This window comes from Paenibacillus sp. 2TAB23 (genome assembly GCF_052115165.1).
Classification (GTDB): Bacteria; Bacillota; Bacilli; order Paenibacillales; family Paenibacillaceae; genus Pristimantibacillus.
In genome coordinates, this window is sequence record NZ_JBFRGD010000006.1 from 180,734 (window position 1) to 206,662 (window position 25,929).

16 protein-coding genes are annotated in these 25,929 nt (G+C 47.7%); all 16 read right to left on the minus strand.

What is annotated here, in order from left to right; translation table 11 throughout:
- Window positions 1-82 precede the first annotated feature (82 nt).
- The 16 genes from AB4Z29_RS11615 to AB4Z29_RS11690 all read right to left on the minus strand — a co-directional run bounded on the left by AB4Z29_RS11615 (window position 83) and on the right by AB4Z29_RS11690 (window position 25,927).
- Entirely contained in the window at window positions 83-7,885 is a 7,803-nt protein-coding gene (locus AB4Z29_RS11615; RefSeq protein ID WP_441943214.1) for an Ig-like domain-containing protein, read from the minus strand.
- Between the two features lie 128 nt (window positions 7,886-8,013).
- Entirely contained in the window at window positions 8,014-9,564 is a 1,551-nt protein-coding gene (locus AB4Z29_RS11620) for an extracellular solute-binding protein (RefSeq protein ID WP_441943296.1), read from the minus strand.
- Between the two features lie 91 nt (window positions 9,565-9,655).
- Window positions 9,656-10,564 carry a carbohydrate ABC transporter permease gene (locus AB4Z29_RS11625; protein ID WP_441943215.1) on the minus strand — a complete coding sequence of 303 codons (909 nt, stop codon included), beginning with the start codon at window positions 10,562-10,564 and terminating at the stop codon, window positions 9,656-9,658.
- A 12-nt stretch (window positions 10,565-10,576) separates the two neighbouring features.
- On the minus strand, window positions 10,577-11,476 hold the full coding sequence (locus AB4Z29_RS11630) for an ABC transporter permease (RefSeq protein WP_441943216.1): 900 nt from the start codon (window positions 11,474-11,476) through the stop codon (window positions 10,577-10,579).
- 302 nt (window positions 11,477-11,778) lie between these two features.
- The gene (locus tag AB4Z29_RS11635) at window positions 11,779-12,498 is read right to left on the minus strand and encodes a CPBP family intramembrane glutamic endopeptidase (protein WP_441943217.1); all 720 of its coding nucleotides are present in this window, start codon (window positions 12,496-12,498) and stop codon (window positions 11,779-11,781) included.
- Window positions 12,491-13,048, minus strand: coding sequence for a PadR family transcriptional regulator (locus AB4Z29_RS11640; RefSeq protein WP_441943218.1), 558 nt, complete (start codon window positions 13,046-13,048; stop codon window positions 12,491-12,493). Before AB4Z29_RS11640 ends, AB4Z29_RS11635 begins: the two co-directional genes overlap by 8 nt.
- A 345-nt stretch (window positions 13,049-13,393) precedes the next feature.
- Window positions 13,394-14,125: a C40 family peptidase gene (locus AB4Z29_RS11645; RefSeq protein WP_441943219.1), complete on the minus strand. Its 732-nt coding sequence runs from the start codon at window positions 14,123-14,125 to the stop codon at window positions 13,394-13,396.
- Between the two features lie 226 nt (window positions 14,126-14,351).
- Complete coding sequence (locus tag AB4Z29_RS11650) at window positions 14,352-15,152, minus strand: undecaprenyl-diphosphate phosphatase (protein WP_441943220.1); 801 nt, start codon at window positions 15,150-15,152, stop codon at window positions 14,352-14,354.
- Window positions 15,152-15,889 carry an ABC transporter permease gene (locus AB4Z29_RS11655; protein ID WP_441943221.1) on the minus strand — a complete coding sequence of 246 codons (738 nt, stop codon included), beginning with the start codon at window positions 15,887-15,889 and terminating at the stop codon, window positions 15,152-15,154. The genes AB4Z29_RS11650 and AB4Z29_RS11655 overlap by 1 nt, the downstream gene beginning before the upstream one ends.
- Window positions 15,882-16,802, minus strand: coding sequence for an ABC transporter ATP-binding protein (locus AB4Z29_RS11660; RefSeq protein ID WP_441943297.1), 921 nt, complete (start codon window positions 16,800-16,802; stop codon window positions 15,882-15,884). The genes AB4Z29_RS11655 and AB4Z29_RS11660 overlap by 8 nt, the downstream gene beginning before the upstream one ends.
- Before the next feature lie 60 nt (window positions 16,803-16,862).
- On the minus strand, window positions 16,863-17,909 hold the full coding sequence (locus AB4Z29_RS11665) for a sensor histidine kinase (RefSeq protein WP_441943222.1): 1,047 nt from the start codon (window positions 17,907-17,909) through the stop codon (window positions 16,863-16,865).
- Window positions 17,899-18,612, minus strand: a complete 714-nt coding sequence (locus tag AB4Z29_RS11670) for a response regulator transcription factor (protein ID WP_441943298.1) — start codon at window positions 18,610-18,612, stop codon at window positions 17,899-17,901. Before AB4Z29_RS11670 ends, AB4Z29_RS11665 begins: the two co-directional genes overlap by 11 nt.
- 436 nt (window positions 18,613-19,048) lie before the next feature.
- A complete protein-coding gene (locus AB4Z29_RS11675) occupies window positions 19,049-21,460 on the minus strand; it encodes a glycosyl hydrolase family 95 catalytic domain-containing protein (RefSeq protein WP_441943223.1) in 2,412 nt (803 codons plus the stop codon).
- A gap of 41 nt (window positions 21,461-21,501) precedes the next feature.
- Window positions 21,502-22,653: a glycoside hydrolase family 88/105 protein gene (locus AB4Z29_RS11680; RefSeq protein ID WP_441943224.1), complete on the minus strand. Its 1,152-nt coding sequence runs from the start codon at window positions 22,651-22,653 to the stop codon at window positions 21,502-21,504.
- Window positions 22,654-22,672: 19 nt separating this feature from the next.
- Complete coding sequence (locus tag AB4Z29_RS11685; RefSeq protein ID WP_441943225.1) at window positions 22,673-23,815, minus strand: oligogalacturonate lyase family protein; 1,143 nt, start codon at window positions 23,813-23,815, stop codon at window positions 22,673-22,675.
- A 36-nt stretch (window positions 23,816-23,851) separates the two neighbouring features.
- Window positions 23,852-25,927 carry a glycoside hydrolase family 65 gene (locus AB4Z29_RS11690; protein ID WP_441943226.1) on the minus strand — a complete coding sequence of 692 codons (2,076 nt, stop codon included), beginning with the start codon at window positions 25,925-25,927 and terminating at the stop codon, window positions 23,852-23,854.
- Between the last annotated feature and the right edge of the window lie 2 nt (window positions 25,928-25,929).

Here is a 25,929-nt window from a genome sequence, read left to right on the forward strand (position 1 = left end):
ACAGCAATGTGTCAATGAAATGGATTTAGGAATTAAACGAAACGAAGATCCGTAGACCTTCGTTTCGCCGTTCTATACAAGGCTACATTTCAAATAAGACCGTTGGATTTGTTGTAATCGCTGCTACGATTTCTTTGTGAATGCCTCCATAGGTCATGCCAAATGTATACGTACCCGGCAGCAATTCCTTGCTGGTCTCGCCGCCCATTGTAATTCCTACCGTCTTCCAGCTTCCCGCATAGTAGCTCGCGCTGCCGCCGTCCAATAGATTGCCAAGGCTATCTTTCAACTGTACCTTGACCTTAACCGTCTGGAAGGCAACCACGGGGTCATTGCCTACATGCTGTACTTGCTCCTTATACGTCCCTTCATAGACCATAGCAAAGGTATAGGAACCAGGCAGCAGCTCTTTGCTAACTTCACCGCCAGTCGTACTGCCCATCGTCCGCCAGCTTCCTGCATAGTAGCTTGCACTTCCGCTGTCTATCAGATTGCCTTGACTATCCTTCAGCTGTGCCTTGACCTTAACTGTCTGAAAGGCAACCACAGGGTCAATGCCTACATGCTGTACTTGCTCCTTATACGTCCCTTCATAGGTCATGCCAAAGGTATAGGAGCCAGGCAGCAGCTCTTTGGTGACTTCACCGCCAGCTGTACTGCCCATCGACCGCCAGCTTCCTGCGTAGTAGCTCACACCTCCGCTGTCCATCAGATTGCCTTGGCTATCCTTCAGCTGAGCCTTAACTTTGACCGTCTGAAAGGCAACCGTGCCTTTCGTTCCTGTATGCTGTACCTGCTCCTTATACGTTCCTTCATAGGTCATGCTAAACGTATAGCTATTGGCAGGAAGGCTCTTGCTTACTTTGCCATCGGTGCCCGTCACACCAAAATCCTTCCATCCCCCATCATAGTATTTCACTATGCCCCCGCTAAGCGGATTGCCATTGCTGTCTAGAAGCTGAACCCTTACGGCTGACGCAGCCAATGTAAAAGCAAGCTGCCTAGAAGGCTCAACGTTCCCCGATCGATCCGTTGCTCTATAGCTAAGCTGGACCGGACCTTGCTGATCAAACGTAACGGTTGACGTGTACAGCTGCCAAGTTGCTCCATGATCCAGACTGTACTCCGTCTTCGTTACACCAGACAGACTGTCCGTGCTTGCCAGTGTGACGGTGACCGGATTCACATACGTACCGTTAGGTCCATCCGGCTCAGCAGGCGATAACGACGCTGTTGTGACTGGAGCCAACGTATCCTTAATGACCGGCCGAACTTCAACGTCGTCCAGATAATAGGTATCTAATCCTGAGGGTAAATCGGTAAACAGATACAAAGCCATATTCGTAACATTGCCTGCCTCAGGAAGCGTATATAGACCTTCTATATGCGTCCAAGACGAGGAGCTTAACGGCCCGCTTGTGAAAATAATTCTTTGCTTCGTTACACCATCCAGCTTGTAAGTCAAGCCTAAGCGCAGTACCACACCATCTGTGGACTCAGGCGCCAATTTGACCCATGCAGAATAGTAGTATTCTTCTCCTTTCTGAATATTAGCGGGAAAGTTGATGCTGCCAAAAGCATTTGTCTTGGTTATCTTTAACGACTGGCTTCCCCCATGGGCCTCAAGATCACTTAGCGTCCTTACAATTTCCCAACCCGTATAAAGCGGTGTTGTCCCCTCCATGCCTGAATCGTTAATCAAGTTGCTGCCAACTAATGGAGCAAGCACCGTAACGACAGCCGTAGCCGATTTTCCACCCTTTGCAGCCGTAACTGTAATTGTCGCTGTACCTGCACTGTAGGCATGGACTGTCCCCGTCGCATCAACCGATGCCACATGAGGATGATCGGAGCTCCAAGTTACTGCTTTGCTGGCATCTGCCGGCAGTACCGTCACGGCAAGCGCCTCTGACTGACCTAAGGTCAGGCTTAGTGAGGTTTTGTTCAGGCTTACCCCAGTAACTTCAATCCAGCTCGTGTTTCCTTTGAAATACGCCCAATCCGTCAGTACACCTGTTAGCAGCGCAGGTTTATTCGCATTCCCAAGCAAGCTGCCAGACTGAGCTCCAATCGAGATTTTGGTTCCCACACCGACGCTTCCGGAAAATCCATAGAGCTGGTCCTTTCTCATAATGCCTTCCGTCAATACTCTTCCGGACTGCCCTGGCGCAATAGGCTCTAGTGCAATGCCTATGAAGCTCTCAGCAGAATCAGCTGGTGTCATTAAGCGCAAGGTCATATGATCGGCGTCAAAAGAAACAGCAGCAAATCTAGGAATGCCAACCAGTGTTTGATTCAGCAGCGTCATTTGTTTATCCGTCACCTGCGGATAGTACTCGTTTGCCGTTACGTTGTATTCTGCCGCATAGCCTGAAGTGCCCAATGCACTATTGATGACATTGATGATATACGCATTGGTTTTTTCCGTATAATTTTCATTAAATAAGATCGTTTTGGTCATGCCATTCTCAAAGATTACCTGCAACGTTTTTGGATCAGCTGTAAGATCCCCGAGCCTTCTTCCAAGCGTATTATCCACTTGGATATTGGAACTGATGCCCACTTTAATACCCGAGATATCCCAATAGCCGTATAAATAACCCTTCAGGCCTCCACCTCCATCACGGGTGACATAAGTGCCCAAAATATCCTCCACTGCATCCCCGCTAACCTTTACATTGGAGCTGCTGCCCGTGGAGCTGCTGAACAGCGCCAGCGCTCTTCCTCTGTGACCGTCTGCATAACCAATCGGTGTACTGTTGTTAAAAGTAACCTTATATTCCGCGTGGTTGGCATACTGGTTCTCAGGCTTCTGTGAAATCCACGGAGAATCATTCTGTAACATGTACGTTCCCACAAATTCACTGTTATTGAAGATGACTTCATCCTGAGTTCCGCTTCCTAGGGACTGAATCGTGATGGGAATGGACGTCACCGTTGAAGCTATTTTGCTATTATTGATGACATTGATCTGTGGCTTCGTAAAATCCTCTCGATTGTGCACGTACCAGCCTGTAGCCTTGGAAACAAAGGTGCTGTCATAGAAAATTTCGGATACACCGCTTCCTGAACCATAACCCCATGCATGGGAGCCGTTACCGCTAATCCCTCCCCACACCTGAGCTGGATCATGATCCGCGTCAGGCGTAACCCCAGGATTCGCAGCGACCCAATTTTTCCGGTAGTCAACCGCTTCTAGATTCCCATAATGCTCAACATGGACATTCCGCACGATGTGGACAGCATCTTTATTTTTGCCGCTCTCCTCGCTGTGAAGCGGATATCTCATGTTTTTAGCCGTGATCGTCAGGTTCTCTAGATTGGCCGTGCCTTGCAGCCACAAGGTCGATTGTTCAGTGATCTCGCTATTTGTAGCTGATGCGCTGTTCTCTCCCTTTAACCAAACCAGATCACGGTCTGTGCCCCGGAGTGTTATATAGGGCTTTACCACCCAATTCTTTTCGGTATACACGCCTGGATAAATCAGAATCACATACTGCTTCTCCGAGCTGCTATCCATAATGCTCTCGTTCGCCAGCTTCGGCGAGAGAAAGTCTCCTGTTCCATCGGGCTTTACCGTTAGCGTTACCGTTTCGTTTGTTCGTTCGATGACAGTTACCGTACTGATAGCGGTTTTACCGCTATCAACGCTTATTGCCGTAATTTGAGCGACTCCCAAGCTTCGCGCATACACGTTTCCATATGCATCTACAGCAGCCACTTCGGGATGATCGGATTGCCAGACTACCGCTTTATTAAACGCATCGACTGGCTGGATGACAGGAAGCAACGTTTCCGATTTGCCTTCCATAATCGACACGGAGCTCTTGTTCAGGCTCATATCCGTCACATACACCCATGCAGGCGATTCTTTATAAGTAACTGGCCTAACTTCTACATCATCCAAATAGTACACATCATTCTCAGCTGGCGCGTCCGTAAATAGATACATCCTGACATTCGTGACGTTTCCAGTTTCATTGATGGTATAGGTGCCGTTAACCTGTTTCCATTCCGTACTGCTCAGCTCTGGGCTCGAATAAGGACAGAGCTGCTTGGACACGCCATCTAAGCTATAGGCTAGACACAATCTGATTATTTTCCCAGGATTCGGATTGGATTGCAGCCTCACCCATGCGGAATACTCATATGCCTTCCCTTTCTCGACACTCACTGGAAACTGAACGCTTCCGTGTTGGTTTGTCTTCGTGACTTGCAAAGAGTGGTCTCCGCTATGATGCTGCTCCGCGCTCCGCTCTCTTATCGTCTCCCATCCGATTGGAATAACGTTCGCTTCCATACTTGGATTTGAAACTAGGTTATTTCCCTGTACAGCTACTTTTGCAGCTGTATCCAGCGTAATCGCATCAATAGCAAAGCCGCCTTGTGCATTCGTTGGAATCACTTTGATTTGTGTGATCGTTCCGCTCCAGGCCGAATGACTACTAGGGTCCCATACATACTCCCTGAAGCTCGGATCATTAGGCAGCACATATGTCGTCAGCTTATTTAGCAGATTCCATTCCGTGGAAGCGGACGTCTTGAAATACACGCTCGCTTCATTGCCGCTAGTGTCATTCCTAAGCTTTATTTTGACCCTCTTAATTGCGGACGCAGGAAAGCCGATGTTATCTGGCGAGATCAGCTCAGGCTCACTGCCCGTTGAGGTTGCTTGATAAATTCCGCCTGTAGCCATGCCTCCCGCCACTTGATTGTTGGTCGTCCAGCCCTCCAGATTGTTAAACTCCCAAACCTTTGATGCAGTATACAAATCAATCTTCTCACCGACAGGGTCCCAATTCACAACATATCCGAACGCTTGGTTGAAGAAAGTGGCTGGAATCATAAGCTCACCAGAAGGCTGCAATACAGGAGCACGCTCCAGCACGATACTTTGGTTATCTTTATAGGCTGTCTGTTCACCAACCTTAAGTCTATAGATGTGATCGTCTTTCACGCCAATTAAGGTTTGTGTCGATTGCTCCCATTCCGTACTGGCACCGATTAGCTTCAGCATTTCCCCTGCTGGAACCATGACCGTTTGATTAGCCAGAACCGGCTCCTCATAGAAATTGGCTTTCATACCGTCAACACTCACATGAATGCCTGTATCAGGCGAGGACACAACCCCAATCGAATCCATGCTAAATTCTCCAGGAACATTCATAGGATCAAACCGAATCTGCCGAATAGCCCCCTCCCATTTGGCATTTTTCCACATATCCACCACATAATCGGTATAGCCCGTTTCGTTCTGTTCTACGAAAAAACGAACGGATTTGCGTTCATCAAAGTTTCCATCCTCATTGGTAATAAAGAACACCTGAGCGGAGGAGTTTTTATTGCTCTTCATTCTTATTTTCAGATAAGGATGATCAGAGGCTTGAATATTCAAGTGGTCCGCTGACTTAATGCCAGGATCAATATCATTCGCTGTCCCTGAGTAGGCACCTTCGTTAACCTCATCAATGATAATCTGCTTCTCCACACTCCAGCCTTCCATATCGCCATCCGTGTCGAATCCCCAGAATAATCCGTACTCGTCCGTAATGGCTGGCGGAGTTGGCGTCTTTAATGTCAATACTCTGTCTCGCGGATGCAAGCTGTTTATCCTGTCCTTCTGAGCTTGCGTTGGCTGTACATCCGTATGCGCTGTGCCACTTGTGAACACGTTCCTGATGGCATCTAGATAGCCAAAGCCCGCTAAGCCCGCAGGCATAATGAAATGTCCCTCACCAAACTCGTTCCAATTATCAAGCATGACCATTTTCTTGCCTAAGCTGCCCGCTGGCATCGATGGCTGTAAGGTATCCTTTGTCCACTGTGCAACACCTTGGAACTCCGAAGGGGTCGCGTAATAGCCTTCTTGGCCTCCCCATGCCAAATCGTCTCTTCCCATACTGATCATCGGGAGCGCATCAATAATGCCTGTATCGCGCTGGGCAGTCATATACGATTTCTGAACCTCCGCATGCCCGCCCATGCTATCCCAGGAATACGCATAGACTGCATCGAATCCTGCCTGCTTTCTATCGCTCATGGATGTGGGGTCCGACGCTGAACTGGTGATCAACAGTATAATATCATCAAACCCTAATGCTTTAACGGCGTTTCTTAAGTAGTCCATCTCAGCTTTGACGCCTTCCAAGGTGCCTCCGAAATCCCGTTTGAGAGCGTTAAGACTATAAATAGATAAGACTGGTTTATTATCAATCACCATATAACGCGGGTCCTTGAAATAATACTCAATCCAGTATGATACGATGTTCGAACGGAAGTCTTCGCTATCCTTCGCTCTTGAAGCAGCATTTTCCCACATAATAGCGAACTTCGATTGGTTGCTATATTTGGCGTTGAAAAACCCATCATGAAGCGAGTTATGCAAATAAGGCTCTTTAATCGGAACGCCGTCCCCGAAAGTTGGTCTAAACCAGCATGAGACTTGGTAATCAATACCGTGCTCAACCATCCATTTGATCTCCCAATCTGCTGTCTCGGGATTACCCTCGTCATAGTAGCCCAAGTATGGTTCCCGCTCCGAGTAAGGCGTAATCGTATCCCATCCAAGATGATTTCCTTCCCTCCAGATCGGACAGCCTTGAATACCAACGGCCTGATCAGATGAGATTACAGGGTTTGGAGCAGGCACATAATCGACAGGAAGCGGCAAATCTTCGTATAAGAGAATATCATCCAGCCACATCACACCTTGTGCTGCTGCAGCTGCCTTAAATGCGATGCCGTCCAAACTTTCCGAACTGGCTGCCAGTGGCACTCCTTGCGCTTGCTGTTTCCCATTTACGTAAATATCAGCGGTGGCATCATCCAAATTCAGTTTCACCTTTACGGCATACCAAAGATTAGCCATATAGTCATAGAAGGGTACGGGCTGGCCTACATCATTTATGTAGGAGAGCTTGCCGCTTTCGGTTACTAGCTTCATAACGGTCGTGCTGCCACTTACAACCTCTGCAGAATATCCATCCTGCTTCTGAGGAATTAATAGCTTGTATTCGAAGACCGTATTCGCCGATGTAGGAGGCACGCTTTTCTTAATACTCATCTCCCCAGTCGCTCCAGCCGCATTCAGCTTTAGACTATATACATCTGGACGCACGGTGCTTTTCATTTCCTCTACCGCTGCAGTTCCTCCAGCAGTAACCGTCTGCCAGTCTTCTGGCAGGAAGCCTGGCATTAGGGAAATGAATCTTTCATTAACCGCATACCCCTTGTAAATTTTAACAGGAGCGATGAACATATCGCCTTTCGATGACGCGCCCGTTTGGATCAGCACATGATCGAGACTGGTTACCGCAAACTTGAAGCTTGCACTCTCGGCTTTATGAACACCGTTAATGTATACATCCACTGTATTTGTATCGATATTCGCAATGACCTTCACACCATACTCCGTACCTGCTGAGTAGGATTGTAAAGTCTGTATACCCCCGTTAGAGGTTTCTAGACTAAGCTCTCCACCACGTGTCACAATACTGACAGCCTCTGTATCATTACTGCTTAGCTGCCATTTGACGCCATCCATAATCGAAGACAGCTTGAATCGATATTCCATCGTGACAGCGCCTTCATTTTGCTCGAGGAATTCTCTACGAATAGATACAGGCAACGTAGCATTCGTATCACTCATTTTGAACCAATTCAGATAAGAAGAAGAGAGACTTCCCCCCGCTTTGCGGACATCCCAACCGGAAGGCAAGACATCCATCGTATTGTTATGGGTGAAAGAAAAACTCTCGTCCACCAGATAACTGCTCTGTATCGGCACATCCTGCGCTTTCGCGATAGTCGATTGTACAAAATAAAAAAGAAGCACTAGCATACAGGCAAAAATGATCTCCCCAACGGCCCATTTCCTCTTGATCATAAATGATCACGCTCCTACTAGATTTTTATTGCATCCATTCGGCAAAACGCAAACCCAAGCTCCCCCCTTTCACTTGCTTTACATAAAAATTGGAACCGAGTTACGAGTAGCCCGGTTCCAAGTTTTTATTACTGGTTTTGTGCTTTCCAAGCTTCAAGCTGCTTTTCTGCTTCGGCTTTAATTTTCTCCAAGCCAGCTTCATTCAAACGCTGCTTCATTTCTCCCAAAAACTTATCATAATCTGGCATCGAGCCTGTGATTAGAATAGGAAGCATTTCCGCATATACTGCATTTACTTGAACCGTTTCCGATTTGACAGCTTCCCCATTGAAAAGAAATCCGAGGATTGACGATGTTTTTGCTTCATTATTATTTTTTTGCATGAGCTCAAGAGATGCCTTGGAGTTCCAGCTGGAATCCCACTGATCCCAGAGAGGCCCGAGCCAGTTATGCCAAATCGCCCAGGTTTGTTCCGCTCCACTCTTCGCATCTATGGAGATGTCATCCGTTCCGGCACCTGATTTAACGGTATAGTTCTTTCCTTCTAGCCCGAAAGCAAGCGTGTTGGAAAGCTCTTTATCTTTCCAGACCAGATTGAGCAGCTCCATCGCTTTTTCTGGATTTTTTGACGTCTTGCTGATGGCCGTTGCAGCTCCCACCATATTACTTGTTGATATGATCGGATAATAGACAAGCGATTCCACAGTCGGGAAACCAAACAGTGCAGTCGATTTTGAACCATCCTCCGAATAACCGCCTGAATCACGCATGATCGCGTATTTCCCGGATTTAGCTTCAGCCGTGAAGTCCGTTTTAACTCCGGCATCCTTGGCTACATAGCCTTTCTTATAATAGTCATGCATAGTCCGATAATTGTTGACGTATTGGGGAATATCGATTTCAAATACGAGCTTGTTTGCTAGTTCGTCATACCGAATCCCTTTGCTTACAATGGTATGGTCAGCAATAAAGTCTCCCGCCGCCGAAACGGTTTTTGTGACAAGCAATGGCGTTATTGTAGGCTCATTCTTCTTAATCGTTTCTAAATACGGCTCAAGATCCTGCAAATTTTTAATTTGCTTATAATCCACATTGTACTTCTCTACCAAATCTTTTTTGAATACAATGCCTTGCGGCGTGGTAAAAGGTGACTGCGATGGGACCGCCATAATCTTGCCATTATACGTGACTGCTTTCCAAGCACGCTCATCCACTTTAGCGAGGATATCCTGTCCATATTGCTTCAAAAGATCATCCAACGGCAGGAATGCACCTTTCTGCACATTCGCATCGATCGGATTCGTCCAGTTTGCAGTAAATACAAGATCGTATTCTTCGCCTGAGGCAGACATCAATTTCATTTTGTCTTCCCAGCTTGCTGCATCAATAAAGGTAAAGTTCAGATTTGCGTTTACGGCATTATTAATCGTTTTATTCGCTTCCGCTTCAATCGCTTCTTGATCCTTCATCGTATCGATCGGTTTGCGCATATACCAACTAATATTTACTAGCTCTTTCGGTGCTTCGGCTGTTTCAGTCGTCTTCGGTTCTGCAGTAGCCGCATTCGTGGCATTGGGCGCTTCATTGTTACCCGAGCTGCACCCGCTAAGAACCACTGTGCCGACCATCCCCATCATAATCATGCCGCTTACCATTTTCTTTGTCTTTTTATTTCCCATACTCACATACATGCCTCCCTTAAAATATGATGTTTTTTATATATAACAGACACATGAGGAAGATCCATGCGGCTGGAAAACCCTTCTTTCACTAGCCTTTTACAGATCCGACCGTCAGGCCTTGCACGAAATAACGCTGGAAGAAAGGAAATATGACCAGCATCGGTCCTGCGGCAAGAATACACATCGCCATCCGCGCACTTAAACTTGGCACTTGCTGTCCTGGCTTAACCAGACCGTATTGCAGCGCCTCCGCACTATTCAAGAACTCCATGTTGCGCAGCACTCGAATGAGTAAATATTGCAGCTTCATCTTATCCTCGTGATCAATGTACAACAGAGTCAGCCACCAGTCGTTCCAATACTGCAAAACCAGAAATAAGCCGAGTGTCGCCAATGCTGGTTTGCTAAGGGGAAGCACAATGCGTGTGAAAATGGTAAACTCGGTTGCTCCGTCTATTTTGGCTGATTCAAATAGAGCGTCCGGCAGCGTTTGCAAGAAGCCCCTCATTAACAACACATGCCAGCCTGTTATAAGGAAAGGGAGAATAAGGGCCAAGAGGTTATTTTTCAAATCAAGCCAGCTGACCATCAAAATATAGGAAGGAACCAGACCGCCTTGAAACAGCATCGTAAAGAATACAAAAAATGAAAGCTGCTTGCGATAGGCGTAATCTTTCCTTGATATGGTGAAAGCGAAGCTTGTTGTAATCCACAGCCCTGCCACAGTCCCAACCAGCGTTGTGAATATCGTCACCACATACGCATTGAGCAAGACACCAGGATTATGGAGAATAACGCGATATGCCGTCAAATCGAACTGCTTCGGCAGAATCGAATACCCTGACAAGAGGATATCCGTTTCATTCTGGAATGAGGTCCCTATAATGACTAGAAAGGGATACAAGCAAGCGATACATACAACGATAAAAATACTATGAATAATCCATGTACTTAGCCTAATTGTTGAACGGGTGTTAGATACACGCGGTGTCATCATGAGACATTCTCCTTAAAATAATGAATTTTCACGATTGATTTTTCTCACGATATAATTCGTCAATATGACCAAGGCGAAACCGACCGTAGATTGGAAGAAGCCAGCTGCTCCAGCCATGCCAATATCGCCCATATCGACTAGCGATCGATAAACAAAGGTGTCGATGACATCCGTCGTTGCATACAGGGAAGATGAATTCAGGGTTACGTTATAAAATAAACCGAAATCGCTATAGAAAATTTTACCGATCTGTAGAATAACCATCATAATAATAATCGGTTTTATGATCGGAATCGAGATGGATATCGCCTGCCGCAGCTTGCCTGCCCCGTCTATTCTGGCCGCTTCATAATACTCCGAATCCACGCCCATCAGTGCCGCATAATAGATGACCGCACCGTATCCAAGTCCTTTCCATACCGCGCCAACAATAAGAATAACTGGCCAATATTCCGGCTCGTTATACCACATAACTGGCCCTATTCCAAAGAACTCCAATCCCTTATTCAGAACGCCATATTCCATATCGAGGAGTGCTCGGAAGGCAAACCCTGCTACTACCCATGAGATGAAATAAGGAATGAACAACACGGTCTGGTAGACCTTCACAAATCGTTTACTAATCTCCCGAAGCATCAGCGCAAATGTGACTGAAATCATCGTGCCTAACGTAATGAACGTCAGGTTATAGAGGAGTGTGTTTCTCAGCACGCGTTGTATGACATCGCCCTTAAATAGAAACTGAAAATTGTCAAAGCCTACCCACGGGCTATTCCAAATCCCAAGATCATATTTGTAATCTTTGAAGGGAAGCAATAACCCGTAAAGTGGCACATAGTCAAAAATAAACAAAAGCGCAATACCCGGAAAAGCTAATAAGGTTAAACTGAAATTCTTTTTAAATGTTCTCATGTACCTGCCCCTTCTTGTTGGAGTGACTGTGATGATAACGTTTGCCGTTCGTGATAACCTTACTGTAGATAATCAAGACCTGAATGTATATTACGAAAATTGTATTTAACTTGGAAAAATGACTTTCTTGCCGCGGAATGCGCTGCGATTCATGCCATTTTATTCGATAATTGCTCGATCGCTGGGCTATCTGGGTGTATAGAAGACAAAAAGAGTTCAAACGGCTGCTGTGCAGTCATTTGAACTCTTTAGAAATGCATGGCCTCACGAATCCATTCATGAGTCAAAAACGTTTATAAAAGCTATTTCATAAACAAGGCACTAAATATAACGACATCCTGCAAGAAATGAATCGTCAGCGCCCAGAAAAATCCTTTCGTCTCCAACATTGATTTGGCCAAAAACCATCCGATAAAAGCAGCCATCAATACACCCAATATCCCGCCTGGATTACCAAAGTAATGAACGACGCCAAAGACCAGCGCTGCTAATCCTTGCGCTACATACGGGGAGTATCTATATTTGCTAACAATGGCAACAAACGAAAACCGAAAGATGATTTCTTCTGAAAAAGCATTCATAAGTGCAAAAACAAGGATGAGTATACCCCCAGGATATAGATCTAGGCTCACGCTTCCCCCATGAACCACTTGGAAGTAGATGACGACAGCCGTTACCAACGTAATGACGACCGCAAAGTTTAAGCCTAAGTTTTTCCACGTCTCCGTTGCTTTGGGCTTAACGCCAATCCACGGTTCAGGCCGAATTATCCCATCTCGCCTTTTAAGGTTTAAATACGCAAGTCCATCTTTACCTGTCATCCCATATACGATGCCAATCACGATAACAGCCAATAACAATACCGTGATTTGATAACTAATCTCTAGATTGTATATTTCGCTGTCCAATACCTTTAATGCGAGGGGCGGACTGCTCCTAATCCATAGCAGGAGTGGGGCACAAGCAATCACCACGACCGTGATCAACAGGATCGGAACCATCCTGAATCGTTTTTTAATCATTCTCATGCCCCCTGTTTAGATGGTTTAACGATTCCAACGCATGTTGACACCATTCGCTGGTCATTCGCAGATATCGCTCACCGTAGTCGAGTGTCAACAACCAGAGCTGCACCTGTTTGCTTTCCCCGCTAGGAACACTCGCTTTAATTCCAGCAAGCATTTCTGTTAATCTCTCACTCGCTTCTAATTCTTCCTCGAGAAAAGTGACTAATTGAGGGATATGACGTTCCTCTGAGACAAAGAGCTTCATAAGCAATTCATTCCTCATCACAGATTCCTCAGGCGGCAGGGCTAACCAGGAATCAAGTTGGTCACATCCCTGTTGCGTAACGCCATAGACAATTTTACGTCTCCCTGTCTCTGCTTCTTCCACAACCGACACAGAGCCCTCTAGCTCCAGCTGTTTGATGCTCTTATGAATATGTCCATAGGATTCGTTCCAGAAAAGGCCGATGCTTTCCTTCGAGAACTTAACAAGCTCATAGGCGCTCATAGGCTTAATGCGAAGTAAGCCGAGAATGGCAAAATGGGTGGTGTTGATTCTTTTCATACGTCCTCCTCATACTCAATATATCTTTGAGATATATACAATTAGCATAATACTCCATAAGACTAAAAATTACAATCCATTTGATGAAAATTAAATCCAGACCGTTTTTGAGCTGCCTTCACGAAAAAAAGAGGCTGGGCATGCCTGACCGAACGGCTAACAAGCGGCAGCCGTCAACCGAAATAAAGTCCTACTCCCTTGGTACAATATTTTTCTCACGAATACTATTAGGTAGAAAATGATAAAAAATTTTGGGTAAAGGTAGGTAATCAACTGAAAAACATACAAAAAACTCCGCACACTACTGGACGGAGTTTTAAGTCTACTTATTTTATTATCTATTCACTACAATACTCTACGCGCACTGACGTAATGACTTGACCACCAGCCTGAGCTTAAGCTGTTAATGGAAATCCCATCGACAGACGGCGTATTATGAATAAACTTCCCATCACCCATATAAATTCCAACATGATTAATAGCGCGGTTATTGCTGCCAACGGTATCAAAAAAGACCAGATCGCCTTTGCGAAGATTGCTCTTGCTTACAGCAGACCCTTGATTTTTCTGAACTTTCGTCCCCCATTTTAAATCTACCCCAACCTTGTTGAAGATGAATTGTGTAAAGGACGAGCAGTCAAAAATAAGGCGGCTTGGATTTCTCGCACCAAAGACGTAGCTAACACGGCCTTTGTAGCTTTGGGCTAAACTGATGACCTTATCGGCCTTCGAGACCGAAGCCGTTTGACTACTGCCGCTGCCGCTTTTATAAGTCGTATATTTCGAATTAGCCGATATGTACCCGGTTTTCTTATCTTTAGTGCTTACCTTCAACCAATAGCTGTTGACCTTGGAGATTACGTTAATACTCTCGCCTTTGGAGATCATACGAATCTTCTTTCCGCTGGTGCTCGGTTTGGATCTAAAATATACCCCGAACTCGACTTTAGTTTCATAGGTCACAGCTGCTTCAACTTTAGAGGTAAATGGTGCCGGTGCTATCCCTAAAGCACTAAACCCGATTATCGCACTCATCCCTACTATAACAAACTTCTTTTTCAGTACTTCTAGCTGCATTTATTTGTTGCCTCCCATTCGTTTGGTTAGTAACAAATATAGCAGGAATTAAGTTACCTAAATAATTCCTATGAGAACAAAAACCTAGCATTAATAGGATCATGAACCTTTTTATTAATAAATAATGAGAGTTGCTTAATCTTTACAATCCATAAACAGCATTATCATCCGATCTTACCTGCAACTGTTTAGTTACGATATGATATGTATCGATTTTCCATCCATATCACATTAAAAAGATGTAAAATACCGCTGCGAGTACGAAACGATAAATAGCAAACCATTCCAGCTTAAGTCGCTTAATTAAATTCAAAAAAGTAACGACGGCAATCATGGCCACAATAAATGCCGTAATAAACCCGACTAAAAACAGCATCAAATTGCTCGACGTCAATAACTCGCGGTTGTCATACATGTCCAGCATCGTTGCACCGAGCATGACCGGAACTGATATCATAAACGTGAAATCCGCAGCGGCTCTTTGGCTTGTTCCGAGCAGCATTCCACCCGCTATCGTCGATCCCGACCTTGAAAAACCCGGCCATAGTGCGAGGCATTGAAACAATCCGATTCCAAACGCCTGTTTGTAGGTAATGTCGTCCGTATGCTCGGTGGTCACCTTCCGATTTGACCGTGCGCCAATAATCAAGAGAATTCCTCCCAGAATCAAGCCAATTAATACAGGTGCCGGCCCGAACAGTTCTTGTTTAATGACATCCTTGAAAATAAGGTAAACGATAAGCGCAGGAACCATGGCGATTATCAAATGAATGGCGTTTAATTTCCTCGCTGCGGAAAAGTTGAAAGCCAGCAGCCCTTTTAACATATCCAAGTACCTTTTCCAATAAAGCACGAAAACCGCCAACACAGCACCGAGTTGAATGACAATCTTGAACGTGGTAGCTGCATCTCCTTCGAAACCCAGTAAATGACCTGCCAAAATCAAATGCCCTGTAGAAGATACGGGCAAAAACTCGGTCAACCCTTCAATAATACCTAATATAATCGCGCTAATGATATCATTCATTAATGGATGTCCGCCATTCTAAAGTAGAGAAGTGCTGCGATGAAACAACCAATTGATGGCAAAGCGATCGAAATATATGAGAATATAGCGGGATACTCTGGCAGGAGCATTCCATTCACAATATCGAATGCCGCTGTCCACGGAATCAATCCTTTGTACTCGGAGTTCCCACCCATAACATTGATCAAAGTAATCACTATGGTCAAAATAATCGCTGGCACATAATTTTTCAACAGGAGTGTAATTAAAATAACAGGCGTGGAAAGAACAAACAGAAACGAGCCGGCAACGATGAATTGCATGAATGACTGCAGAAGCAAGGACAACGTCAAGCCATCAAACTGTCCGAGCATGCCCAGCAGCAGTGTCAATCCCCAAGCCTCCATCGTAAGCGCAATGATCCACACAAATAAAAGCAGCATCTTGCTGACAAGTATGCCAGTGCGGGAAACCGGGATAGTAAGCAAATTTTTCAACGTATCCTCCGCGTATTCCCGACTAAAAAGATACGCTGTCGCCACACCGTAGAGTGGAACGCCTATCAGTAACGTCGTATATAAGTTGGTGTCAAAGAATAATTCAGCAAACAAAATCTGCTCTGTCGGCTCATTGCTATGAACATGGATATAAGTCGAAACTACGACCAGAAACGGAGCAACCAAGGCACCGATAAACGTTAATAAAAACATTTTAGAGCGTTTAAGCTTCAATATCTCTGTGTAGACCAGATCAACCAATGCTTCCGCCTCCTACGAGCTGAGTAAAATAATCTTCTAATTTGTCCTCACTGACAGCAATCTTTGAAACTTCGATGTCATGCTGAACAAATACTTTATTGATTTGACCCTGCTCACCAAAATGCGAATAAATACGGATTTGCCCTTGCTCACGAATTTCATAATCAATGATGTTAAAATGATTCTCAAGGATCATGGCGGCTTTATTTTCGCTTGACACTTGAAACTCCACATGTTTACGATTAATTTGGCGAAGCTTGTCAAATGCGATTTCCTCCAGCAATTTACCTTTATGAATAATGCCAACACGATCCGCAAGCTGCTCGATTTCGGATAAAATATGGCTCGATAAAAGAATGGTGATTCCGCGTTCCTCTGCTAATAATTTAATCAGCTTGCGTATCTCCTTGATCCCGATTGGATCAAGCCCGTTGGTAGGCTCGTCCAGTATAAGTAGCTCTGGATAGTGAAGAAGCGCTCTCGCAATGCCAAGTCGCTGCTTCATCCCGACTGAATATTTTGCTACGACCTTCTTTGTTTCATCCTGCAATCCAACCATCTCTAGCGTTTCCGCAACCGCATTTCGTTTGTGAAGCCCCATTATTTTGGCGTTAATAGACAAATTCTCCGCAGCAGTCAGATTTTCGTAAAAGCCCGGTACCTCAACAATCGACCCGATTCTGTGCAAAATATCTTTTTGACGGTGAGCCAGATTTTCACCGAATATATCGATTTGGCCATCAGTAGGTTTGATCAGCCCCATCAGCATGCGAATGGTCGTTGTTTTGCCGGCGCCGTTCCGTCCTAAAAAACCGTATATTTCGCCCTGATTGACTGTCATGCTTACACTGTCGACCACCAATGACTTACCGTAAGCCTTTGTCAGGTTTGTGGTTCTAATAATAACGCTAATCGTGAATCACCTCTTCTCGTGTGTCTCTCATTATTATAGACAGACGATTTTAACAGCTTCTTATCTATTTTTTAATCGTTTCTTAATTTTCAAGCCGTCTCTCGGCAAAAATACGCCGAAAGACGTTTTCTCCCACGGCTTACTTTGGACAACAATCCGTCCGCCTTCTCTTTCCGTTAGCGACCTAGCTATCGCTAGCCCGAGACCGCTTCCACCGCTTACCGAGCTTCTCGCCTTGTCACTTCTGTAGCTTCTTTCAAATATATGCGCAAGCTCCTCTTCCGGTATCCCCGGCCCCCGATCCCATATGAGCAATTTGTACTCATCGTCCAACTCTAGTAAATCTACACCCAGCACTTTCCCATCTTTCCCGTACTGTACAGCATTTTTTACAATATTTCCGATCGTTCTCATCAATCCCATTCGGTCTGCCTGCACGGAGTATTTGACATCCGAAATCTGCGTTTCTAAGGCGATTCCATTCTTTTTCAGCTCCGGTAGAAACTCAATCAACAGTTCTCTGGTCAGCTCGGCCAAATCGATAGTTTCCTCTTTGCGAGGTATCTCATCGGCATCGAGCTTGGCCATGATAAAAATCTCATCAATCATTTCCTTGAGCGCGGAAGCTTTTATCGACAGAATCGCGATATACTCCTGTTTCTCTTGTTCAGAAGCGGCAATGCCGTCCTTCAATGCGTCCACATAGCCAATAATGGAGGTGAGAGGCGTTCGAATATCGTGTGAAATGCTGGACAACAGACTTACTCTCGTCGACTGCGATTTGACTGATTCGATTTTAACTTGTTCCAGCTGATCGATGATTTCATTGATTGAAAAAACAACCTCATTCCAAATCGCATCTTCTTTTGCAAATAATCGGGTCTTGAAGTTACCGTCAACCGCTCGTTTTAAATCCGCGGACATATGCACCAATTTCATGCGGAAACGCAGCACCATGGCCAAAATAATGCCCACAACTACAAAAAATACACCGAATAAAATCCACTGTGTAACAACTGATCCGTTGCGATTCGTAACCGTGATAGCAATCCCAACGATGATGATCAATTGAACCGCAAGAAGCACGATGAGCTTATTAAGATACATCTTTTTCACCCGTAAATTTGTAACCGATCCCCCAGACCGTCTGAATGAGCCTAGGGTTGGAAGGGTCCTTTTCTATTTTCTTGCGCAGTTTTCGGATATGCACCATTACCGTGTTGTCGTCTTCTATGTAGTTGCTATCCCATACATGACGAAACAGCTGGGTCTTGGTAAAAACCTGTCCGGGATTAGTAGCGAAGAACTTAAGAAGCTCAAATTCCTTAGCCGTAAGGGATACCTCGTTTCCGCTGACATTAACTGTATATTGACGGAGATCGATAGAGAAACCTTTGTACGTGATTTTTGTATTACCCTGGACAGCCCGTTCGCTCCCTAAGATCAGATATCGCCTCATAAGCGACTTTACTCTGGCGACAACCTCGTTAATACTGAACGGCTTCGTTATATAGTCGTCAGCGCCAATACTTAAACCCAAAATTTTCTCCACTTCATGATCCCTGGCCGTGAGCATCAATATAGGAACATTAGATTTGTTCCGCAATCTTCTGCATACTTCGATCCCATCCACCTGTGGCATCATAATATCCAATATAACAAGGTTGTATTTGTTAGCGTCAAACAAGCGCAGGGCATGCTCTCCATCTTCCGCAACATCTGCTTGATAAAGCTCTCGTTCCAAATATTTCTTCAACAAATCCCTTATTTCCTTGTCATCGTCGGCAATCAGTATCCGAACAGCGTCCATGGCTTCACCTTCTTTTTTAATATGTCTATTATTCATTTTTATTGCCATATCTAACCATAGTTCAATAGAGTTGTTTCTGTCCATAGTGCTATGTTCGGAGTCAGCATGGAACGCTTTCGCCGTTTCATATTCATAATAACCGTTTGGTTGGTTGGAAACCCGGAGTTTAAAGCCATGCATGCGTACAATAATACGTTCCCGTTCGCCTTTTTTCCATCTTACTCGATGCTGGTCTATTTGCAGCAAGGCGTCTGAAATCCCCCCTTCCGTCACTGACTGCAGGTTTGAGCATAACACTAGCGTCACGGTCAATCCCTCAACCACTTCCGGTCCTCTCTTGTAAAATTTAAAAGGCAGCCATTCCATCATAGATGGAATGGCTGCCTTGCAGCATAAGTGCAATAACCCTATTTTGAAATGCGATCATTATTTACTTTCAAGATTCGAAGATAACCGGCGGGGCTCCGCTCTTCATTCGCACCATGAAGTAAGTTGGACCAAGCGGAGAAGTCTGAACATATCCGCCGGTAATCGTGCAGGCTCCTGCCCAATCAGGCAGCTTGACGATCGTATCGGTATCCCTATCGGCTGTCAGCACCGCTTTGAACGAGCCCGTTTCTCGATTCCAGTCAAGTGCTACCTTGCCCGTATGGAACCTCCAATCGGCTAGTTTCCCACGCTTCCAACGTCCCGGCAGCGCCGGCAGCAACTTTATAAGCTCGGCCGATACTTGAAGCAGCTGTTCCTGAACGGCGTTTACCCATCCCATATTGGCGTCCAATTGCACCGGAGCCGTAGGCATTTGCATCGAGACGCCCATCCCCCGCCAGTCATTATGGAGCGTGAATAGATTGGGCATCAAACTCGATCTCGCGAGCATATCCAAACACTCCAAGGAGCTGTCTCCATCGCCCAGCCGCGCATAAATAGCCGCCATATGGGCCAGCGACCAGCCGCTTTGGGCTCCGATTTCACGGCGCTGCACCGCCGTTTCGAACGCTCCGAACAAGTTCGGATCACTCTCTTTTGTTACTTCCTGCCCTGGGAATACCGGGTACAGATGCGAGAGATGACGGTGTGCGTAGCGATCCTCGAAAGCTGGATGAATCCACTCGCTGACCGCGCCGTCCTTATTCAGCCGGTACGCCGGCAACCGCGTCAGCATTCGGCTCCATTCCTTCTCGGCTTCCGGACTGCCGCCCGCCTTCCGGTTCGCTTCTATTACATGCTGCAGAAGCTCCTTCAATATGGCAACATCCATCGTCGCGTTGATCGCCGTAGGCATGGGATGTGCCAGCGGTTTGCCGTCTGACGGCATGAAATTGAGCGGAGTATTCTCGGGGGACACGGAGGGATACATTTTGTAAAAACCATCCTCGCCAATAACTAGGAAGTCCTCGTAAAACCTCAGTGCCTCGAGCATGAAAGGCAGCGCCATCTCCCGCAGAAATTGAATATTTCCCGTGAAACGAAAATGTTCATAATAGTGGCGGGCCAGCCAGCCGGCCGCACCGATCCAGTTCAGGATGACTGGCACAATCTGATTAGGAACACCGATCCCCGTCGTAGTGCCTGCCGGGATATAGATGCCGCTGCAGCCGTACAGCTTGCTCGCATTTTCACGAAAATCATCCATCAATCCCTCATAGTAACGGAATAAGGAAGGGACCAGTTCGCTCAGACCTCCAACATGCGCATGCCAGTACATCATCTGAATGTTCTCGTTCGCCATGTTGTGGCTCCATACCAACCTATAATCTCCTCCCCACAGGCCGTACAGCCCGAAGGGCTCCGCTTCTTCCGCAGCTGCAGTTCCACTCAAAAACAAATAACGGCCATATGCCCACATCTTGCGTACAAGCGCGGGCGGCGCCTCCCCCTCATACGCATCCAGCAGCAGTCGCTCATTGGAACGCATATCATCATCCGCATCCTCCAATTCGAGCGAGGCTGAGCGGTACAAAGGCCGGTGCAGAACGAGATGGCGCTCCAGCATGATTTCATAAGAGGTATCAACAGCAAGCCCGGCCAATTCCTTCTTCAGACGCTCCCAGTCCTTGGCCCGCTCGCCTAGGACGAACAGCTTCACAAGCACGAGCAACCGTCTCGCTCCCTCGAACCGGATCACGTCTCCCTCCGCATCCATGCATCCGCCATCCTGAATGACATGCATGACCRCGCCATAATCCGTTCCATCGTCATTCGTTCCAGCGAACCAGGCATATGCGCCGGCAGCGCAGGTTTCAATCGACTGCTCAAGCTCCTTGAATTCAGGCGTATCCGCCCAGCGGTCGCTCGGGTGAAGAACAAGGCCAAGCTCACCCGATACAAGGGCATTCCCGTACCCTCCGAGCTCATAAACAACCGTATCGTCAGCACGCGACACGAACAGCCTTCGACAGTACTCACTTGATCCGTCCGTCCAGCCTACCGATACTTCTCCGCTGTCCATCGCAAGCGTTCGGTTGTACCCGCGAAAGGCACTGCCGCACGGCATGACAAGCCGGATCGCAGCAAGCGGAAATCTGGAAGCTAGCTTTGTCCCGTACCCGCTCTCCTTTAAAGCATTCGCGAGCTGCCAGCTAGCCTCGGCATAACGCTCTTCATCCATCAGCCTGCGGGTTTGAACCAGCGTACCGCTTACATCCGGCAGCTCGTCCTTGCTCCCCCAATGCCATAGGCGCGCATGATTAAGCAGCACCGTTTCCTCCTGGACGCCTCCGAATACGGATGCGCCGATTACGCCATTTCCAGAGGGAAGCGCTTCGCGCCACATGTTCCGCCACCAAGATGCGGGATAATTCATCAAAAGCTTATCGGCGCTTCGGTTGTCTTTTGGCTCCCGCATCCCTATCCTTCCTCCTTCGATTGATCAACGTCTAAGTCTCGTTAAATCACTTCAGAATCCGCTTGCTCCCGAAGCCGCTCTATCTCCACGCTCGCAAGCAGCAGCGGAGCAACACCCATAAGCACATCGCTGACGACCTTCTCGCTCATATAATAGGCATAGGAGCCGTCGCGGTATTTGCGCCCGCCCAAGCCGGCTCCGTTGCAAATATGATGAAGATGAACCCCTTGCTCATCCTCGGTTACGAAGCGGTCAAGAATGCCTTCATATGCGCGCTCCACTGCCTGCCTGTCAATCTCCGCCAAATAGCCGAGTCGAATCCCCTTGACGAGCGCATAAGTCAGCATGCATGAGCCCGACGACTCCAAATAGTTTCCTTGGCGTCCGTTGGAGTCCATGAGCTGATACCATACGCCGCTCTCTTGATCCTGTACCCGCAGCACCGCATTTGCCATCCGCTCGAAAATCCCCATCAGCTGGCCCCGTTTCGGATGATGGACGGGAAAATGCTCAAGCGAGTCTACGAGAGCCATGGCGTACCAGCCCATCGCCCGGCCCCACACATGCCGCGAGCGGCCCGTGCTGCCATCGCACCATTGCTGCTCCCTGCTCTCATCCCAAGCATGATGCAGCAATCCCGTTTGAGGATCACGCGTTCGCCGTTCGATCAGCAGCAGTTGATGCGCCGCTTCGTCAAACCAACCGCTCTCGCCAAAAGTCCTGGCAAACTCGGCCATGAAAGGCGAAGACATGTACAGGCCATCCAGCCACATTTGGAAGGGATATATTTTCTTATGCCAATAGCCTCCTTCATCCGTACGGGGCTGGCCGATCAATTGGGTGATTAGAAGCCGAGCCGCATGCTCGTACTTGGATTCGCCAGTCTCTCTCCATAATTTCAGCAGGTTTTTTCCTTTGTTAATATGGTCCAGATTGTATTCCTCCAGCGCGTAGCCGCGAATGGAACCGTCCTCTTGGATGAAGACGTCCATATGCCGCTTTACCGTCGCTTGATATTCGGTTTCAGCCGTCCAATCTCCGAGCCGCCCTATCGCCGTTAGTGCCATACCGGACACATAACCCCATTTATTAGCAATATTCGGGTGATAGCCATCCTTGCTTTGGGACAGGATCGTTCTGGCGACCTTAACGGATATGCGTTCTGCGCTAAGGATTTCAGTTGCAGCGTTCATCAAGCTTCTCCTCCTTCGTTTACGTTGCCATTAGCGGCAAAGAAGTAAAATCTTCTGGAATCTCGACTAGATATAAATTGCCATAGCCATTCTTATCGCTTGTGAACAGCAGTTTCTTTCCGTTCGCGTTAAAGCGCGGGTGGGCATGCACCTTCTGCGAATGAAAACTGCAGCGCAGCTCGCATAGGATGCGAGGGCCTTCATACGAGCCTTCGATCTTGCGCCATAGGCTCAGCGTCTTGACCGCTCCTTTGCCATCCACGATCGCCTGCCCCAATCCGTCCGCGTATCCGTGCCAAGTATCGAAGCCGAACTCCGTCTCTTCCATACCCGTATTGTCATAACGAATGCTGCCGAAAAAGTTGGTGCCGTTCGCACGGAAGCCGTGATAGCCGACCGTCACGCCGTCGGGGTAGAAAAATTCATGCCCGACCTTCTCGCCGCCCTCCAGACGCTCCCTGATTTTCCAAGCTTGGCCGGTGCGCAGGTCCAGCCCCCAAATCCGATGGTCAACCAGATGCCATGGTCCTTCGTGACAGAAGGTCATAAGCCATGGCTCTTTTGGAGATGTATTAATATGGGTAATGAACCGGTTTGCTTCATATACCTTCTCTCCGCCCCCAGCCTGAGCATCAACCCGTATGATCATGCTGTGGGGCGCGGCCTCCATCAGCTCCCGATGGCCGACATAGCCGTTGCCTAGATCAAGCCGAATACGATGCGACAGATCCTCTTGCACGCAGGTCATAACGAATCGACCGTCGGCTGTCGCATTTGCATTGCCAAGGAGGTAGCCCTCCGGCGCTTCGTAGATCAGCTTCTCTTCAAGCGATATTAGATCCAGACGAATAAGGCACCGGCCAAGCTTGACAAACGCCGCGCTTCCATCTGGCAATAGACAGGCATCCAATTGATCAACATTATTGTAATCCGTCAGCTGGGTAATCAATCCGCTCTTCACATGCAGGCTGTACAGGTTCGTGCTATTGCCCCTATCCGAGATCATCAGCAGCCGCTCTTCCCCGTCGTACCAACCGTTTTCTGTAAAATATAAATGATGGCTGTGTGCCTTATAATTGGTTAATTGCGTCACTTCAAGGCCTGTTAGCCGATCGGTCTCCGTCTTCCGTTCCGAGGGCCAAACTGTTCCTTTTGCAGACATGCTCTCGCCTCCTGAATATGAAATCCTTAGAAACCTCTACAGCCAGGGCTTCAGCCCTTCCCATTTCACCGACCAGCTTCCGTCCTGCGGGAAGCCCGGATTATCGACAGCCATGTCCCCCTTTGCTTCTCCGCCATCGCTTTCCATCCAGCCGGAAGCCATCATGGCAACGGCAGCCAGCAGACCGCCATTGCCAGGCAGATAAGCGGACAAGCCAGGGCGCTGATAATTATGTCCATTAGTTAAATACGTATTTTTGGAAGCATCCAGCAATAGGAAATCCACGGCGAGATCTGGTTCTCCAAGTCTCGCTGCCGTCATGGCGCACATCGGGAAATCCCAGCCCCATGCCGATTCCCAGATCCAAACTTCCTTCACCTTCAGCAACGTATCCCGCATGACCTTGCGGTCGATCAGCGTACCTGGCAAAATGCCAAGTGCCCCCAGCATGGACGGATGGTCGCGATTTTTCGTCAGAAATGTTTCCGGGCACAGCTCATGGGCAAGATATACGCCCTCCGCCTGCGGAGGCTCAGCTAACGAACCGGCAACCTTTGCCCATAGCGGGTTGGCGGGCTGCTGCATGCGTTCCGCCCAGCGCATCGCAATTTCCAAACCATACTTCCAGTATTCCAGCTCATAGGGCGGGTTTTTGCTGCCCTCCATAGGATGGCATTCCTGCGCCGGAATAAGAGGAGGTCCCAGATCATAAACACGCTTTTCTTCATTCCAGTGGGCGAAGGATACCATGAAATCAGCAGATTCGAACACGATGCTGCGGAACCGCTCCAGCGTAGCGCTCGACGGATCAGCCTGATAACACAGCTCGGCGAGCGTCATCGGATGCGGCTGCTGCCAAATTAGACCGTTTGCAACCGGCGATGGGCAGGGCTTGCCGTCGAAGCCTACCATCTTGGGCCAACGCGCCCCCTCATAGCCTTGAGACTGCGCCAATTCACGCGCCACAGGCAGGATTCGCGCATACCAATCCATGCTGTTAAGCAAATAATTTTCTCTGCCCCACAATGGAAAATGAGCCGCATGCCACCAATGCATCTCCAGATGAGATTTGCCGAACCAGCTGTTGTACATCAGTCCGGTCTCTTGCGGCGGCAGCGATCCGCCGCTATGCAGCGCAAGCAAGAATTGGGACAATACGACACGTCTCTCCAGCTCATAAGCTCTTGGATCAGCGCTTCCCGAGAAGTCGATCGCCGCGCCGCTCATCCAGAACGACTCCCAGTGACGCTCGCTCGCGGCCTTAATATCCTCGACTTCTGCTGTCTGCGCCGACTCCTGCCCGAAGCCGATCGAGAATTCCAGTGATTCGCCTATCGCGTCCGGCAGCAGCGTGAACTCGTGCGCACCGGTTCGCTCAAGGCTCCCGGCGCTCCAAGACCAGCTGACCTTATAAGAATCCTCATCCATGCTTCTCACAATACTAGCCCCGTTAATGCCTGACTCACTCAGTTCCGACTGATGCCTGCCGTCATTGCCGAGATCCGGGAATACGGCCTTGGACCATGTTGCAGAGGTCATATCAGGTGCAGGAAAACGGATGAACACCTGCAGCCTTCCCTGCTTAATCAGCGGCGAAATGACCCTTACACCAATGGCGTCAATCGCCGGATGGCAAGCCGTCATGACATGAACCGGTTCTCCACGCACAGCGAATTCGCTTGTCAATATACCTGACCATAGATTCATTTTTTGGCTAATATTCGTAATATCCTCCGCTTGCGCTTCTTCACCCGATTCGTTTAAGAATCGAAACGAAATACGCCCAAGCTGAAGGCGATGAGGGTTTTGGCGAAGCCAGTTATAAGCCTCAGCCTTATCCCCCGGCTTCATGGCATATCCAACCGGCCTGCCGTACGTATCATAGGTCTGGTACGCGGCATCATGCTCGGTGTACAGTTCAGGTCCCCCTGAATAATGCCATCCCCAATTGGACTGCGTGCCGAGCGGCACTTCATATTGCTTCGGAAAAGACTGCAGGCCTGTAATATCGGCGCTGAACGCAAACTCTCCATTGCCTACGGAAAACGGGGACACGGGGTCCCATTTATTCAACTCCGGTTGATGTCGTTCCACAATCTGTCGTCTGTCCATTG

Coding starts and splice junctions, on each gene's coding strand:
- AB4Z29_RS11615 (WP_441943214.1), bottom strand. CDS start 7,885: ATGATCAAGAGGAAATGGGCCGTTGGGGAGATCATTTTTGCCTGTATG.
- AB4Z29_RS11620 (WP_441943296.1), bottom strand. CDS start 9,564: ATGGGAAATAAAAAGACAAAGAAAATGGTAAGCGGCATGATTATGATG.
- AB4Z29_RS11625 (WP_441943215.1), bottom strand. CDS start 10,564: ATGATGACACCGCGTGTATCTAACACCCGTTCAACAATTAGGCTAAGT.
- AB4Z29_RS11630 (WP_441943216.1), bottom strand. CDS start 11,476: ATGAGAACATTTAAAAAGAATTTCAGTTTAACCTTATTAGCTTTTCCG.
- AB4Z29_RS11635 (WP_441943217.1), bottom strand. CDS start 12,498: ATGATTAAAAAACGATTCAGGATGGTTCCGATCCTGTTGATCACGGTC.
- AB4Z29_RS11640 (WP_441943218.1), bottom strand. CDS start 13,048: ATGAAAAGAATCAACACCACCCATTTTGCCATTCTCGGCTTACTTCGC.
- AB4Z29_RS11645 (WP_441943219.1), bottom strand. CDS start 14,125: ATGCAGCTAGAAGTACTGAAAAAGAAGTTTGTTATAGTAGGGATGAGT.
- AB4Z29_RS11650 (WP_441943220.1), bottom strand. CDS start 15,152: ATGAATGATATCATTAGCGCGATTATATTAGGTATTATTGAAGGGTTG.
- AB4Z29_RS11665 (WP_441943222.1), bottom strand. CDS start 17,909: ATGTATCTTAATAAGCTCATCGTGCTTCTTGCGGTTCAATTGATCATC.
- AB4Z29_RS11670 (WP_441943298.1), bottom strand. CDS start 18,612: ATGGACGCTGTTCGGATACTGATTGCCGACGATGACAAGGAAATAAGG.
- AB4Z29_RS11680 (WP_441943224.1), bottom strand. CDS start 22,653: ATGAACGCTGCAACTGAAATCCTTAGCGCAGAACGCATATCCGTTAAG.
- AB4Z29_RS11685 (WP_441943225.1), bottom strand. CDS start 23,815: ATGTCTGCAAAAGGAACAGTTTGGCCCTCGGAACGGAAGACGGAGACC.
- AB4Z29_RS11690 (WP_441943226.1), bottom strand. CDS start 25,927: ATGGACAGACGACAGATTGTGGAACGACATCAACCGGAGTTGAATAAA.